Genomic DNA, 14,400 nt, shown 5'->3' with positions numbered 1-14,400 from the left:
CCTCAAGCGTGGGCCACGGCAGCCGGAATGGTGACAGTGACTGAACGACCGGCCGTGGCGGTCTTGTAGGTATTCCAGAGCATGATCACCATGCCACTGAGGTACAGCAAGCCGCCGACCAGACGCAATACATAGAAGGGGAACGACGCCTTGACCGACTCGACGAAAGTGTAGGTCAGCGTGCCGTCGGTGTTGACCGCGCGCCACATCAGACCCTGCATGACGCCGGCAATCCACATGGCCGCGATGTAGATCACGATGCCGATGGTGGCGGTCCAGAAATGCACCTCCACCGCCTTCATGCTGTACATCTGCTTCTGGTCAAAGAGGCGCGGAATCAGGTAGTACATGCTGCCGATGGTGATCAAGCCGACCCAGCCCAGGGCGCCTGAATGCACGTGTCCAATGGTCCAGTCGGTGTAATGTGAAAGTGCGTTGACAGTCTTGATGGCCATCATCGGGCCTTCGAACGTGCTCATGCCGTAGAAGGAAAGCGACACGATCAGGAAGCGAAGAATTGGGTCGTCGCGCAGCTTGTGCCATGCACCTGACAACGTCATGATGCCGTTGATCATGCCGCCCCAGCTTGGCGCCAGCAGGATCAGGGAGAAAACCATGCCGACCGACTGGGTCCAGTCTGGCAGTGCGGTGTAGTGCAGGTGGTGAGGGCCGGCCCACATGTAGGTGAAAATCAGCGCCCAAAAGTGAACGATCGACAGACGGTACGAGTACACCGGGCGCTCGGCCTGCTTGGGAATAAAGTAGTACATCATGCCCAGGAAGCCTGCCGTCAGCAAGAAACCCACGGCATTGTGCCCATACCACCACTGCACCATGGCGTCCTGCACACCGGCGTAAGCCGAGTAGGACTTCATGAAACCGACCGGGATGGCGGCGTTGTTGACCAGGTGCAGCATAGCGATGGCGATGATGAACGCGCCATAAAACCAGTTGGCGACGTAAATGTGCCGGACCTTTCGGGTGCCGATGGTGCCGAAAAACACAAAGGCGTAGGCCACCCAGACCAGTGTGATCAGGATGTCGATGGGCCACTCGAGTTCTGCGTATTCCTTGCTCTGGGTGTAACCCAACGGGAGAGACACGGCCGCAGCCACGATCACCAGTTGCCAGCCCCAGAAAACAAACGCAGCCAGCTTGTCGGAAAACAGGCGCACCTGGCAGGTGCGCTGGACCACGTACAGGGACGTGCCCATCAGCCCGCAGCAGCCAAATGCAAAAATCACCGCATTGGTGTGCAACGGCCGCAATCGCCCGTAGCTGAGCCAAGGAATGCCGAAGTTCAATTCGGGCCAAGCCAGTTGGGAGGCAATGATCACGCCCATCAGCATACCGACCACACCCCAAACCACTGTCATTATGGCGAACTGGCGTACAACGGTGTCGTTGTAGGTAGTGGCCCGTGTATTGGCAAATGTCATTTTTACCTCTTCTTTACTTAGTAACTTCTTAAGGATATCGCGATGTAACGAATTTAAACTTGACTTGCGTCAATCATCACGAAGGATCCGCTCGCCTTCGGCATCGATGTCTTCAAACTGACCTCGGTAAATAGCCCAGCCCAAGCCACCCAGAATAAAAAAAACCAGGATGACCGACAACGGGATGAGTAAAAAAAGGATGTCCATCAAAGGCTTTCCAGAGGTGCAGTGGCCGAGGACAGCCGCAGGGCATTCAGCACGACCAGTAACGAGCTGAGCGCCATGCCCATTCCAGCCAGCCATGCAGGCAACCAGCCGGCCACGGCCAGTGGCACGCAGACGGCATTGTAAACAGCCGCCCACCATAAATTCTGGCGAACAATGCCAAATGTGCGTCGCGCCTGCACCAAGGTCTGGGCCACCGTGCCTAGGCGGTCCCCCATTACCACCAAGTCGGATTGGGCCTGTGCCAGAGGCACCGCTTGGCCAAAAGCAAAAGACACATGGGCGCCCGCCAAGACTGGACCGTCGTTCAGTCCGTCGCCCACCATGGCTACATGGTGCCCCTGAGACTGGAGGCCGCGCAGAAAGGCGAGCTTGTCCTGTGGGGTACAGCCCCCCTGGCTGTTATCGATGCCGGCCTGCCGGGCAACGCTGGCGGCCGATTCCGGCAAGTCGCCCGACAACAGGTAAACCTTGACGCCTTGAGCCGTCAGCGCCGCCACCGTGGCACGGGCGTCGGGGCGCAGGTCTTCTTGCAGCTCAAAAGTGGCAACCCATCCTTTGTCGTCACTCAGGCATGCATGCAGGGCTGCCGTCGCAGGGGGGTCCACATCGCAAAACCGGGCTGAGCCCAAGCGAGCCATGACAGAGGATGCCGCATTGCCCGCACCGCAAAGACGCCCGGCCACGCCCTGCCCGGCGGTTTCCCGTGTGTCCTGCGCCGTCCAGGCTGCCTGCGCTGCGCCACCCTGCCCTGCCGCTGTCAGCGCGCGCGATACCGGGTGCAAGGAATGCTTCGCCAGCGCGGCCGCCATCGCCAGGGCTTCTTCGCTGGAAATGCCCTTGCGGGTATGCACCTCGCCAAGCGCGAACGCATCGCGGGTCAGGGTGCCCGTTTTGTCGAATACCACCGTGTCCACGGCGGCCAATGCTTCCAATGCCTGCAAACGCCGGACCAGTACGCCGCTGCGCGCCAGCGAACCGGCGCTGGCGAGCATGGCGGCAGGCGTGGCCAGCGATAACGCGCAGGGACAGGTGACGATCAGTACCGCCACCGCCACCATCAGCGCATGGCCCGGGTCATGCGACCACCAATAGGCGCCGGCCCCGCCAGCGGCCACCAGCACAAACAAAAGAAAAGGCTTGGCGATACGGTCGGCCAGCTGGGCCAATTGCGGCTTGGAGGTCGAAGCGCTTTCCATCAGTGCGACGATCTGCGCAAACCGCGTCTGGCCGCCAGTGAGCTCAACCCTCACCACCACCGGGGCCGCAAGGTTGTGGCTGCCGGCAATCACGAACCCTCCCTTGCCGCGTGGCAAAGGACGCGATTCACCGGTCAGCAGCGATTCGTCGGCCAGCGTGCGGCCATCCAGAATAATTCCATCTGCCGGAAAGGCTTCACCCGGCAAAACCCGGATCACGTCGCCCGCGCTGAGCCGCCGCACGGCCACACGCTCGAAAACGCCGTCGGCGCCGCGACGCTCGACACTGTCGGGCAGGCGGTTCATGAGCGCTTCAAGCGCGCCTGCGGTTCGGTCGCGCAGGCGCAGTTCAAGCCAGCGCCCGGTAAGCAGGAAAAATACAAACATCGTGAACGAGTCGAAATACACCTCGGCGCCGAAAATCCCGCCGGGCTCGAACGTGCCCATGGAACTGACGGCAAAGGTGATGCCCATGCCGAGTGCCACCGGCAGATCCATGCTGACGCGGCGATGGCGCAGGTCGCGCAGCGCATTGCGAAAAAAAGGCGCGCACGAAAACAGCAGCACCGGCAAGGAAAGTACCCAGGAAGCCCATCGCAGCAGCTGCGCCATGTCAGGCGCCAGGTCGCCCGGCTCGGCCACATAGGCCGGCCATGCGTACATCATCACCTGCATCATGCACAGGCCGGCCACGCCCAGCCGCCACAGCGCCTGGCGGGTTTCGACGCGCCGGCGATCGTTGGCGAAGGCATCGTTGGCAGGCACGGCCGGGTAGCCGGCCCGCGCGGCGGCCTGCATCCAGCCCGATGGGCTAATGCGGGTGTCGGACCAGACGATGCGGCCGCGATGGCTGGCGGCGCTGATGTCAGCCGACAGCACGCCCGGCACCCTGCGCAGGGCATCTTCGATCGTGAGGGCACAGGCGGCGCAGTGCATGCCTTCGAACACCACGCTGGACTCCCAGCACGAAGGCTGCCCAGCCAGCGACCGGCTGAAGGCCGACCACTCTTCGGGATCATCCAGCATGGCCAGCGGCGTGGCGCTGGCTGTCGAGACAGTCAGTCCATCCGTCAGGCTGGACGGCGACAGGGATGGAGGTGACAAGCTAACCGTTTGCATGGATTGTCAGCTTAGCGGCTTTATGGGCCGCTGTCTTGACCTGGATCGAATTCAGGGTAATCCCGATGAACGTCAGGCCACTGGACTCGTTTGCCGTCATTCAGCCAAGCGCCTGGCGCCCTTACTCCAGGCGGGTCACCGCAGCCAGGCGGCGCATGACCTGCTGGACAACGTCGCTCTGCATGTCGCGGTATAGCAGCGCTTCCTCGGCCTCCTTCGCCAGCACCGCCGATTCATTGAAACTGATGTCGCGCTGCAGGGCGATTTCACTTGCCGGAATCAGTTCGCGGCCCGCCAGGGTCCGCAAGCGGAAGGAAAACAGCAGCCGCAACTGGAACTCGCGCACCTGGCCGGACGAGTTCAGGCTGAGCACCACCTTTTCACGCCGGTCCTGGAGAACCTCGAGCACGACCTGCGCCTCGCTGATACGGCGCGCATCGGTGATCACCCTGACTTTGCCGGTGGCCTCCAGCGAGCGCTTGAGTTCCACGCCCAGCGGGGACGACTCGGCCAGGCCGCTGTACAGCGTGGAGAACGCAAAATTCGGCGCCTTGCGCAACGCAAAACCGCAGCCGTTCAGGTTGAGCAACGCCAGCGAGGCGGCGGAAGCCGAAAAAACCAGGAAAGCGCGTCGCTGCATGGGTTGGCCTTGTTGAATCTTGACGAAAGCGCTGTGTCTCACACGACGATGTTGACCAGGCGGCCTGGAACGACGATGACTTTTCTGGCGGGCGCGCCTGCCGCCTGCTTGACGAAAGCCTCCGAAGCCAGCGCCGCCGCCTCGATCTCGGCCTTGCCGGCACCGGCCGGCACCGTGACCGAGCCGCGCAGTTTGCCATTGATCTGCAGCATCAGCTCGATCTCGTCCTGCTGCAGGGCGCTGGCGTCCACTTCGGGCCACGGCGCATCCAGCAGATCGCCGTCCTTTTCGGCATAGCCCAGTTCAACCCACAGCGTGTGCGCCAGGTGCGGCGTTGCCGGATACAGGCAGCGCAGCAGGATACCGAAGCCTTCGCGCAAGGCGCCCACGGAGGCCGCCGAGACTTCGCCCTTGAAATCTTCCAGCGCGTTGAGCAACTTCATGCCGCCCGAGACCACGGTGTTGTACTGCATGCGTTGGTAGTCGTAGTCCACCTGCTTGAGCAGGGTATGCACTTCCAGCCTCAGCGTCTTGGTTTCTTTATCAAAAAGGCCTTTTGCGCTTGCCACATCTGCTCTAGCAGCTCCTGAATTAATAGCATTGAGCTTGACACCGAAATTCCAGACCCGGCGCAGGAAGCGGTAGGAGCCTTCCACCCCGGCGTCGTTCCACTCCAGCGTGGCTTCGGGTGGCGCGGTGAACATGGTGTAGAGCCGCGCGGTGTCGGCGCCGTATTTTTCAATGATGTCCTGCGGGTCAACGCCATTGTTTTTCGACTTGGACATGGTGCCCACGCCTTCGTAGTCGATCAGTGTTCCCGCCGGCAACTCGCCCACGGCGTTCTTGAGCTGCGCGCCGATGACCTTGCCGGCCTCGTCGAGCACATGCTCGACATCGTGCGGCCAGAAGTATTCCTTGGCGCCCCTGTCGGTGCGGCGCGAGTAGATATGGTTGAGCACCATGCCTTGCGTCAGCAGCTTGGTGAACGGCTCATCGACCTTCACCAGCCCGAGGTCGCGCATCACCTTGGTCCAGAAGCGGGCATAAAGCAAATGAAGGATCGCATGCTCGATGCCGCCGATGTACTGGTCCATCGGCATCCAGTAGTCGGCGCCTTCGGCCACCATCGCTTCGCTGTTTTTCGGGTCGCAATAGCGCATGAAGTACCACGAACTGTCCACGAAGGTGTCCATGGTGTCGGTCTCGCGGCGCGCCGGCTTGCCGCAGACCGGGCAGACGACGCCAGCGTGAAAGCCTTCGTGCTTGTGCAGCGGATTGCCCGAACCGTCGGGGATGCAGTCCATCGGCAGCACCACCGGCAGGTCTTGCTCTGGCACCGGCACCGCGCCGTGCTCGTCGCAGTGGATGATCGGAATCGGCGTTCCCCAGTAGCGCTGGCGGCTCACGCCCCAATCGCGCAGGCGCCAGGTGGTTTTTTTCTCGCCCAAGCCCAGGCCGGCTAGGTCGGCGGCGACGGCATCGACGGCTGGCTTGAAGCCGAGGCTGTCGTATTTGCCGGAATTGATGGCCACGCCTTGCTGCTTGTCGCCGTACCAGTCGGCCCAGGCTTCAAGGCTGTAGGCCTTGCCTTGAACATCGGTCACCTGCTTGATCGGCAGGTCATACTTTTTGGCAAACTCGAAATCCCGCTCGTCATGCGCCGGAACGCCCATCACCGCGCCATCGCCATAGCTCATCATCACGTAATTGCCGACCCAGACCTCGACCTTGTCGCCCGTCAGCGGATGCGTGACGAACAGGCCGGTGCGCTGGCCTTTTTTCTCCTGCGTCGCCAGCTCGGCCTCGGTCGTGCCGCCGGACTTGCATTCTTCGATGAATGCAGCCAGCGAAGGGTTCGATGCAGCGGCATGCACCGCCAGCGGATGCTCGGGCGCCACAGCGCAGAAGGTCACGCCCATGATGGTGTCGGCGCGCGTGGTGAACACGTACATCCGGCCGTCGCCAATCAGCGCGCCATCTGCGCCCTGGATGTCGTGCGTGAAGGCAAAACGCACGCCTTCACTCTTGCCGATCCAGTTTTCCTGCATCAGCTTGACGCGTTCGGGCCAGCCCGGCAGCTTGTGCTGCACGCTGTCGAGCAACTCTTCGGCATAGTTGGTGATCTTGAGATAGTAGCCGGGAATCTCGCGCTTTTCGACCGTGGCACCGGTGCGCCAGCCCTTGCCGTCAATCACCTGCTCGTTGGCCAGCACGGTCTGGTCGACCGGGTCCCAGTTCACCACCTGGGTCTTGCGGTAGGCAATGCCTTTTTCCAGCATCTTCAGGAACAGCCACTGGTTCCACTTGTAATAGGTCGGGTTGCAGGTGGCGATTTCGCGGCTCCAGTCGATGGCCAGCCCCATCGCCTGCATCTGCTTTTTCATGTACGCGATGTTGTCGTAGGTCCACTTCGCGGGCGGCACGCCGTTTTTCAGCGCGGCATTTTCAGCCGGCAGGCCAAAGGCGTCCCAGCCCATGGGCATCAGCACGTTATAGCCCTTCATGCGCAAGTAGCGGCTCAGCATGTCGTTGATGGTGTAGTTGCGCACATGGCCCATGTGCAGCTTGCCGCTGGGGTACGGCAGCATGGAGCAGGCATAGTATTTCTTGCGGCTCGCGTCTTCGGTCACGCGGTAGGCGTCGGCGGCGGTCCAATGGTTTTGCGCACTGCGCTCGACGTCGATATGGTTGTATTTGTCTTGCATGAAAAAGTCTGGCTACCGAAAAAAGAAACCCCTGGCCGGGGGGCGGGCAGCCTGGGCTGCGAACACATGATTTTAGGGGCTGGACGCCACCGGCTAACCGCCCGAAGGGGTACTCAAGCCGGCAGGCGGCGACGGCTCGGCGACAAAGCCGATGCGGCTGAGCCCGGCTTTTTGCGCCACGCCCATGACCTCGACCACCTTGCCGTAGGGCACGGCTTCGTCGGCGCGCAGCTGCACCTCGGTGTCGGGATGCTGGCGCGCGGTTTGCGCCAGCTGGCGTGCCAGTTCATCGAGCGGCTGCGGTTGGTCGTCCAGGAATGCCTGGCCGGTCTTGTCGACGACCAGCGTGACAAACCGGGGTGTGCTGAGCGCCTTCGCGGCGTCGGTCCTGGGCAGGTCGAGCCGGATGGCGCTGGCCAGCAAGGGCGCGGTGATGATGAAGATGACCACCAGCACCAGCATCACGTCCACCAGAGGCGTGACGTTGATGTCGCTCATCGGCGGCGAAGCAGGCGTTCGTTCAAGCCGGCCAAAGCTCATGGCGCCACCAGCGGGTTGTTGCGCACCGCCAGCAGTTCACGCAAGTCAAAGGCGAACCCTTCCAGGTCGGCTTCGATGCGGCCAATGCTGCGGCCGAACACGTTGTAGGCCAGCACTGCCGGAATGGCGACTGCCAGGCCGGCCGCGGTCATGATGAGCGCCTCGCCCACTGGGCCGGAAACCTTGTCGATGGTGACCTGGCCCGCCAATGCCATGCCAGTCAGTGCATGGTAAATGCCCCAGACGGTTCCCAGCAGCCCGACAAAAGGCGCGGTGGAGCCGACCGTGGCGAGCAAAACCTGGCCAAACTGCAGCTTTTGCAACACCGCATGCAATGCATCGCGCAGCACGCGGGTCAGTTGCGCCGACTTGTCGCCGGCCGTGGCCAGCGTGCCATGCGCCCTGGCCTGCGTCGCCGCAATAAGCGGCAGCACCAAGGCTTCGCGGTCAAACACGGCGACCTTGTCGCAGGCCGCTTCAACCGACATCGATTGCCAGAAAGCCGCCGTGCTGCGCGCCACGTCGCCCGTGGCACGGCGCAGCAGCCAGCCTTTCCACAAAATGACGACCCAGCTGGCGACGGACATGGCCAGCAGCAGCGCCGCGACCGCCTGGCTGATCAGGCCGCCTTGCGTGATGAGAGCTAGCAGACTCATGCGGGCATCACTTCAGATTGAGCACATCGAACATGTCAAACAGGCCGCTCGCCTGGCTGTCCAGGAAGCGGGCCGCGCGCAGGCTGCCCTGGGCGTAGGTGGCGCGGCTGGAGGACTTGTGGCTGATTTCGATGCGCTCGCCGTCCCCTAGAAACATCACGGTGTGATCGCCAACGATGTCGCCGCCGCGTATGGTGGCAAAACCGATGCTCGACGGGTCGCGCTCGCCGGTGACGCCTTCGCGGGCATAGACGGCGCAGTCCTTGAGGTCGCGGCCGAGCGCGCCAGCGATCACTTCGCCCATCTTGAGCGCGGTGCCCGAGGGTGCGTCGACCTTGTGGCGGTGGTGCGCCTCGATGATTTCAATGTCGTAGCCAGTGGACAACGCCTTGGCCGCCATTTCCAGCAGCTTGAGCGTGACATTGACGCCAACGCTCATGTTGGGCGCCATGACAATCGAGATGTCCCGGGCGGCATCCTGGATTTCTGCTTTTTGAGCGTCTGAAAAACCGGTCGTGCCAATGACCAGCTTGATGCCGAGTTCACGGCAAACGGCCAGGTGGGCGAGCGTGCCTTCAGGCCGCGTGAAATCAATCAGCACGCGTGAATCTTTCAGGCCTTCGCGCAGGTCCGAGTGAATACGAATGCCGCTCGAACGGCCGGCAAACGCGCAAGCGTCCTGGCCGACGGCCGGACTGGACGCCACATCGAGCGCGCCTGTCAGCAGGCAGTCGGCGCTGGCATTCACCGCTTCGATCAGCATGTGGCCCATGCGGCCGCTGGCGCCGGCAATGGCGATCCTGTGCGGACGATCTTGCCCCAATGCGCCTGCGCTCATTGCCTGGGGCTTTCTAGCGGCGGGTAAACCGTGGTCGATGGACCAGCTGGCACATTGGCTGCATCAGCCGGGGCGCCTGGACTGGCTTTGGAAACCGACGCCTTTTCGGCCGCCTTGAGTTGCTCTTCGCTGGCTTGCAGCACGGGCACCTTGCCCAGCACCCGCTTGTTGCTCAGCGTGGAAATGAACTCTGCCTCGCTGGGCATGGGGTCGCCGGAAAAGCGTTCCAGCTGGTCGCCCTTGAAGAAGACGGTGTACTTGAACGCCTGGGGCTCGACACCCTGGCGCTTGAGCGTGAACACGTAATCCCACCGGTCCGCATGAAACAGGCTGGTCAGCAGAGGCGTTCCCAGCACGGCCTTGACCTGGTCGCGTGTCATGCCGGCCTGGAGTTGCTCCACCTGCTCGCGGGAAACAAAATTGCCCTGGATGACATCGACCTTGTAGGGCGTGATCCAGTTGACGGGGTTGATCGAACTGCTGCTCATGGTGCCGCTGCTGCACGACGCCAGCACCCCGCAAGCCACGACAATAAGGATTTTTTGAATGCTGAAATGAGGATTTGCAGGCAGGGCAGACATAGTGGAAGGTGTAGCGATATGATCAAACATTGTAGCGGCTGGGTGCTTTCAGACCTGTTTTCAGGCCCTCCGGGACAGCGCCCCTTTCCCGAAAAGTTTCCAGAGAGATTCCCATGAGCAACATTGACGATCTGAAAAACACCGGCCTGAAGGCAACGCTGCCGCGACTGAAAATACTGGAAATCTTCCAGGCCGGCAAGCAGCGCCACATGACCGCCGAGGATGTTTTCCGGGTATTGCTCGAAGAACGCTCGGACATCGGGCTGGCCACGGTGTACCGGGTGCTGATGCAGTTCGAGCAGGCCGGACTGCTCAACCGCAGCAATTTCGAATCGGGCAAGGCGGTGTACGAGATCAATGAAGGCCAGCACCACGACCACCTGGTCTGCCTCGACTGCGGCAGGGTCGAGGAGTTCTACGACGCCGAAATCGAGAAGCGGCAGCACGCCGTGGCTGAACTCAAGGGCTTCGCCATTGCCGACCATTCGCTGTCGATTTATGCCAATTGCACCAAGCCTGACTGCCCCAACCGGCAGTCAACACCCGGACGGCACCATCACAGTTGAATTGTCGAGCAAATAAGATTCATTTGAGCCTTTTGCGCAATACCCACGGCCCCAACCAGCTATCCATTCAATAGCACGGTGCGCGGTTTCAATCATCTTGTTCCATCGCCCGGCGGTGGCGCTCGACAAATTCCTGGTAAGTGTTGATGCCGCGCAACTGCAAGATGGCATTGCGTACGGCGGCCTCGACCAGCACGGCAATGTTTCGACCTGCTTCTACCTGGATGATGACCTTGCGCACCGGAACGCCCAGCACGTCCTGCGTCAGCGGCTCATACGGAATGCGCTCGTAGTCGCGTTCCAGTGTTTCACGGCGCACCAGGTGCACGATCATTTTCAGGCGCATCTTGCGGCGCACCGCTGTTTCGCCAAAAATCGCCTTGATGTCGAGCAGTCCAATGCCGCGCACTTCCAGCAAGTTTTGCAGCAGGTCAGGGCAGCGCCCTTCAATGGCGGTCTGGTTGATGCGGAACAGGTCGATGGCGTCATCGGCCACCAAACCATGGCCGCGCGAGATCAGTTCCAGCCCCAGTTCGCTTTTGCCCAGCCCCGACTCACCGGTGATCATCACGCCCATGCCCAGGATGTCCATGAACACGCCGTGCATTGAGGTGCGCTCGGCAAAATGCCGGGACAGGTAAGCCCGCAGCACATCGATCACGAAAGCAGCCGACTCGGGCGTGGCAAACATCGGCAACTGGGCACGCTCGCACATCGACAGCAGCGTGTCGGGCGCGGTCTGGCCATCGGCCACCACCAGCACCGGCGGCTCCAGCGTGATGATGCGTGAAATCCGGCGGGCGCCATCTTCAAGGCTCGCATGCGCAAGGTAGGCCACCTCGCGCTCGCCCAGGATTTGCACGCGATACGGATGGATGTAGTTGAGATAGCCGACCAAGTCGGCGCCGGAGCGCGCCTGACTCACCGCCACTTCGTCAAAACGCCGCTCGGATGCCCCCAGGCCGGCGACCCATTCCCATTTCAGGCTGGCGCGGTGGTCTTCGAACAGGACATCTGCGCTGACGACGGTGGGCTTCATGCCAGCCTGGGCCGCAGAAACCGAAAGCTCATGGGCTGACTTCGTGGGCAGACTGCCAGGAAGCAATCAGCTGGTGCAGAGTCGCGGCGCTGGCACTGGTCTTGAGTTGCTCGCGCAGGTTGCTGTCGCTCAGCAGTTCGGCGATTTCAGACAGTATTTCGAGGTGTTTTTGGGTTGCGGCTTCGGGAACCAGCAAAAAAACCAGCAGGTTAACCGCCATCTCATCCGGTGCGTCAAACCCGATGGGCGTCTGAAGCTGGAAAATTGCGGCCATTGGGGTTTTCAGCCCCTTGATCCGGCCATGCGGAATAGCCACTCCGTGGCCCAGCCCAGTGGACCCCAGCCGTTCACGGGCAAAGAGGCTGTCGGTGATGAGCGCACGGTTCAGGCCGTGAAGGTTCTCGAACAGCAGCCCGGCTTCTTCAAACGCACGCTTCTTGCTGGTCGCCTCGACGCGGACCAGCACTTGGGGAGGGGGCAGAATTTGCGAAAGACGGTTCATGGCGCTCTTTTAATCGGCGGATTATGCACTTTACAGTGAATTGATTGAGAAAGAGACAGAAAAAAGCCGTTTGGCATGACAAACGGCCTTTGATGCAACACCTCGGCAACTCAGCGCTGAATGTGGCCATGCCATTTGCATGGCAGGCTTACCACTGAAGTGCGTTTAAAACGCAAGGGTAGGCCCATAGGCCAATTGGAAGGGGGGGGGAAGTGTGCTTCAGGCTTCTGCACGTTTTGCACAGACATGCCCATGGTCTTGTGCCTTGGCCTTGTAGCGGCCAACCTGACGGTCGAGTTTATCGGCCAGTTCATCAACGGCGGCGTACAAGTCGGCGTGTGAGCTTTCGGCAAAAAGATCGCGGCCCTTGACATGGACATTGCATTCCGCCCTCTGGCGTTTTTCCTTCTCTGTCATGTTGTCCACTGCCAATATCACCCTGACATCAACCACCTGGTCGAAATGCCGGGTGATGCGATCAAGCTTGTTCATCACATAGCCGCGAAGCGCTGGGGTGACCTCAAGGTGGTGACCACTAATCGTCAAGTTCATACAGAGACTCCTATTCCAAAAATTGGAACTGGTTGAAAAACGCCGCCAGACGCGTCAGGAAAGGCAGCAGACGGAACACTTTCTTGAGTTCACTATGCCTTCTACAACCGGCAAATGCAAGCCAAGGACTTGATTGATAAGGGTATCCTTTTGACCATGCTGGCGCTCAAAATGCTCCGAAAATTGGCCAATAGGCTGTAGTTTGTTGTTAACGTCCCGCTAGCAAAAATTTGCATTCAATAGTGTCTCAATAACTTTTGCGTTACAAAATAAGTTTATTTGTAAATAAAAGTGTTTTACAGACTTTGAATTCACGCAAAACCCCTTGTGGGTGGCCAAAAACTTGACAATTTGTTTTGACTGCTGCTTTTTGCTTTTGCCCCGACTGCAGCACTTGCAGCCAGAAAATTTTCGCCCGCATCACAGTCCATGGAGCAGCCGTTTTTACGGTGGATAAATACAATTTGCAGTGCCATAATCGCGGCTTATTGACTACGGAGACATCCTTGGAAAGCAGTCCCAGTCGGCCGCTTTCAACACCGCGGACTAGCGCCAGATAAGGCTGGGAAGCGGGCTGAAAGCGAGGCCTTCATCCCTACAACCCGCTCCTGTGCCAAGGCTTCACCACGCCTTGGGCAGGCCGATGCCTATCGAAAAAACCGTCTGTCATGCTCAATATCTTTACGCTCGCCAATGGCCGGCTGTTCCAGGAAGAAATCGAATCCCTGGAAGAACTCTCCCGCTTCCAGCCGATCTGGGTGGACCTGGAATCCCCTACCCTCGAAGAAAAACGCTGGATCAAGCAGTACTACGGCCTGTCGATTCCCGAGGACGCGATGGATGAGGACATCGAGGAATCCGCACGTTTTTACGAAGAAGACAACGGCGAGTTGCATATCCGCTCGGACTTCTTGATTGCCGACGAGGACGAGCCCCGGACGGTGCGGGTCGCCTTCATCCTCAACCTGGTCAATGACAACCTCAAGAGCAAGGGCGTGCTGTTTTCGATTCACGACGAAGACGTGCCGGTGTTCAGGTTGCTGCGCATGCGCGCGCGCCGCGCGCCCGGCCTGATTGAAGACGCCAAGGAAGTTCTGCTCAAGCTGTTCGACGCCGATGCCGAGTATTCGGCGGACACGCTCGAAGGCATTTACGTTGACCTTGAAAAAGTCAGCACCAAGGTGCTGTCAGGCGATGTGACCGACGTGATGGCCGGCGAGGTGCTGGGCGCCATCGCCCGCCATGAAGACCTGAGCGGCCGCATCCGGCGCAATGTGATGGACACGCGGCGCGCCGTCAGTTTCATGATGCGTAGCAAGATGCTCAACGCCGAGCAGTTCGAGGAAGCTCGCCAGATTTTGCGCGACATCGACTCGCTCGACTCGCACACCGCCTTCCTGTTCGACAAGATCAACTTTTTGATGGATGCGACCGTCGGCTTCATCAACATCAACCAGAACAAGATCATCAAGATCTTTTCGGTAGCCAGCGTTGCGCTGCTGCCGCCCACCCTGATTGCCAGCGTCTACGGCATGAACTTCAAGATGATGCCGGAACTGGACTGGACGCTGGGATATCCGTATGCGCTGGGACTGATGATTGCCAGCGCCGTGGTGCCGATGTGGTATTTCAGGAAACGCGGCTGGCTGCAGTGAGCCCTTGCTTGTGATTCAGAACCAAACAAGCCTTTTGCGCAACAACAACGGGCACGAGCAGCTATTTTTTTAGGGGCTTAGGAAGCAGAGGCGATTAAAGCGGGTTGTTTCTGAGCAAGGCCAGCAGGGCATGATAAAGGCTTT

General features: G+C 60.4%; 14 protein-coding genes. 2 read left to right on the top strand and 12 right to left on the bottom strand.

What is annotated here, in order from left to right; all coding sequences use genetic code 11:
- Nucleotides 1–2: 2 nt before the first annotated feature.
- The 9 genes from ccoN to ACP7AD_RS14745 all read right to left on the bottom strand — a co-directional run bounded on the left by ccoN (nucleotide 3) and on the right by ACP7AD_RS14745 (nucleotide 9,849).
- Nucleotides 3–1,439: a cytochrome-c oxidase, cbb3-type subunit I gene (ccoN, locus tag ACP7AD_RS14785; RefSeq protein WP_426148510.1), complete on the bottom strand. Its 1,437-nt coding sequence runs from the start codon at nucleotides 1,437–1,439 to the stop codon at nucleotides 3–5.
- Nucleotides 1,440–1,508: 69 nt separating this feature from the next.
- Nucleotides 1,509–1,646 (bottom strand): cbb3-type cytochrome oxidase assembly protein CcoS, encoded by a 138-nt coding sequence (gene ccoS / locus ACP7AD_RS14780; RefSeq protein ID WP_029527230.1) that lies wholly within the window; start codon nucleotides 1,644–1,646, stop codon nucleotides 1,509–1,511.
- The gene (locus tag ACP7AD_RS14775; RefSeq protein WP_426148509.1) at nucleotides 1,646–3,982 is read right to left on the bottom strand and encodes a heavy metal translocating P-type ATPase; all 2,337 of its coding nucleotides are present in this window, start codon (nucleotides 3,980–3,982) and stop codon (nucleotides 1,646–1,648) included. Before ACP7AD_RS14775 ends, ccoS begins: the two co-directional genes overlap by 1 nt.
- A gap of 121 nt (nucleotides 3,983–4,103) precedes the next feature.
- On the bottom strand, nucleotides 4,104–4,622 hold the full coding sequence (gene lptE, locus ACP7AD_RS14770) for an LPS assembly lipoprotein LptE (protein ID WP_426148508.1): 519 nt from the start codon (nucleotides 4,620–4,622) through the stop codon (nucleotides 4,104–4,106).
- A gap of 38 nt (nucleotides 4,623–4,660) precedes the next feature.
- On the bottom strand, nucleotides 4,661–7,327 hold the full coding sequence (gene leuS / locus ACP7AD_RS14765) for a leucine--tRNA ligase (RefSeq protein WP_426148507.1): 2,667 nt from the start codon (nucleotides 7,325–7,327) through the stop codon (nucleotides 4,661–4,663).
- 93 nt (nucleotides 7,328–7,420) lie between these two features.
- Entirely contained in the window at nucleotides 7,421–7,867 is a 447-nt protein-coding gene (locus ACP7AD_RS14760; protein ID WP_426148506.1) for an ExbD/TolR family protein, read from the bottom strand.
- The gene (locus ACP7AD_RS14755; RefSeq protein WP_426148505.1) at nucleotides 7,864–8,523 is read right to left on the bottom strand and encodes a MotA/TolQ/ExbB proton channel family protein; all 660 of its coding nucleotides are present in this window, start codon (nucleotides 8,521–8,523) and stop codon (nucleotides 7,864–7,866) included. The genes ACP7AD_RS14760 and ACP7AD_RS14755 overlap by 4 nt, the downstream gene beginning before the upstream one ends.
- A 7-nt stretch (nucleotides 8,524–8,530) precedes the next feature.
- Nucleotides 8,531–9,361: a 4-hydroxy-tetrahydrodipicolinate reductase gene (gene dapB / locus ACP7AD_RS14750; protein WP_426148504.1), complete on the bottom strand. Its 831-nt coding sequence runs from the start codon at nucleotides 9,359–9,361 to the stop codon at nucleotides 8,531–8,533.
- A complete protein-coding gene (locus tag ACP7AD_RS14745) occupies nucleotides 9,358–9,849 on the bottom strand; it encodes an outer membrane protein assembly factor BamE (protein ID WP_426166189.1) in 492 nt (163 codons plus the stop codon). The genes dapB and ACP7AD_RS14745 overlap by 4 nt, the downstream gene beginning before the upstream one ends.
- Before the next feature lie 206 nt (nucleotides 9,850–10,055).
- On the opposite strand from ACP7AD_RS14745, the gene fur reads away from it, so the two are divergent.
- On the top strand, nucleotides 10,056–10,508 hold the full coding sequence (gene fur / locus ACP7AD_RS14740; protein ID WP_426148502.1) for a ferric iron uptake transcriptional regulator: 453 nt from the start codon (nucleotides 10,056–10,058) through the stop codon (nucleotides 10,506–10,508).
- 88 nt (nucleotides 10,509–10,596) lie between these two features.
- On the opposite strand, the gene hprK is transcribed toward fur, so the two are convergent.
- From hprK to hpf, 3 genes are all read right to left on the bottom strand, one after another.
- A complete protein-coding gene (gene hprK / locus ACP7AD_RS14735) occupies nucleotides 10,597–11,547 on the bottom strand; it encodes an HPr(Ser) kinase/phosphatase (RefSeq protein ID WP_426148501.1) in 951 nt (316 codons plus the stop codon).
- 28 nt (nucleotides 11,548–11,575) lie between these two features.
- Entirely contained in the window at nucleotides 11,576–12,049 is a 474-nt protein-coding gene (ptsN, locus tag ACP7AD_RS14730) for a PTS IIA-like nitrogen regulatory protein PtsN (RefSeq protein ID WP_426148500.1), read from the bottom strand.
- A gap of 219 nt (nucleotides 12,050–12,268) precedes the next feature.
- Nucleotides 12,269–12,601, bottom strand: coding sequence for a ribosome hibernation-promoting factor, HPF/YfiA family (gene hpf / locus ACP7AD_RS14725; protein WP_426148499.1), 333 nt, complete (start codon nucleotides 12,599–12,601; stop codon nucleotides 12,269–12,271).
- Nucleotides 12,602–13,269: 668 nt separating this feature from the next.
- On the opposite strand from hpf, the gene corA reads away from it, so the two are divergent.
- Nucleotides 13,270–14,256, top strand: a complete 987-nt coding sequence (corA, locus tag ACP7AD_RS14720; protein ID WP_426148498.1) for a magnesium/cobalt transporter CorA — start codon at nucleotides 13,270–13,272, stop codon at nucleotides 14,254–14,256.
- Nucleotides 14,257–14,400 lie beyond the last annotated feature (144 nt).

It is taken from the genome of Polaromonas sp. DSP2-3-2b2, assembly GCF_049895905.1.
Classification (GTDB): Bacteria; Pseudomonadota; Gammaproteobacteria; order Burkholderiales; family Burkholderiaceae_C; genus Polaromonas.
This window is presented reverse-complemented; position numbering and strand designations above follow the sequence as displayed.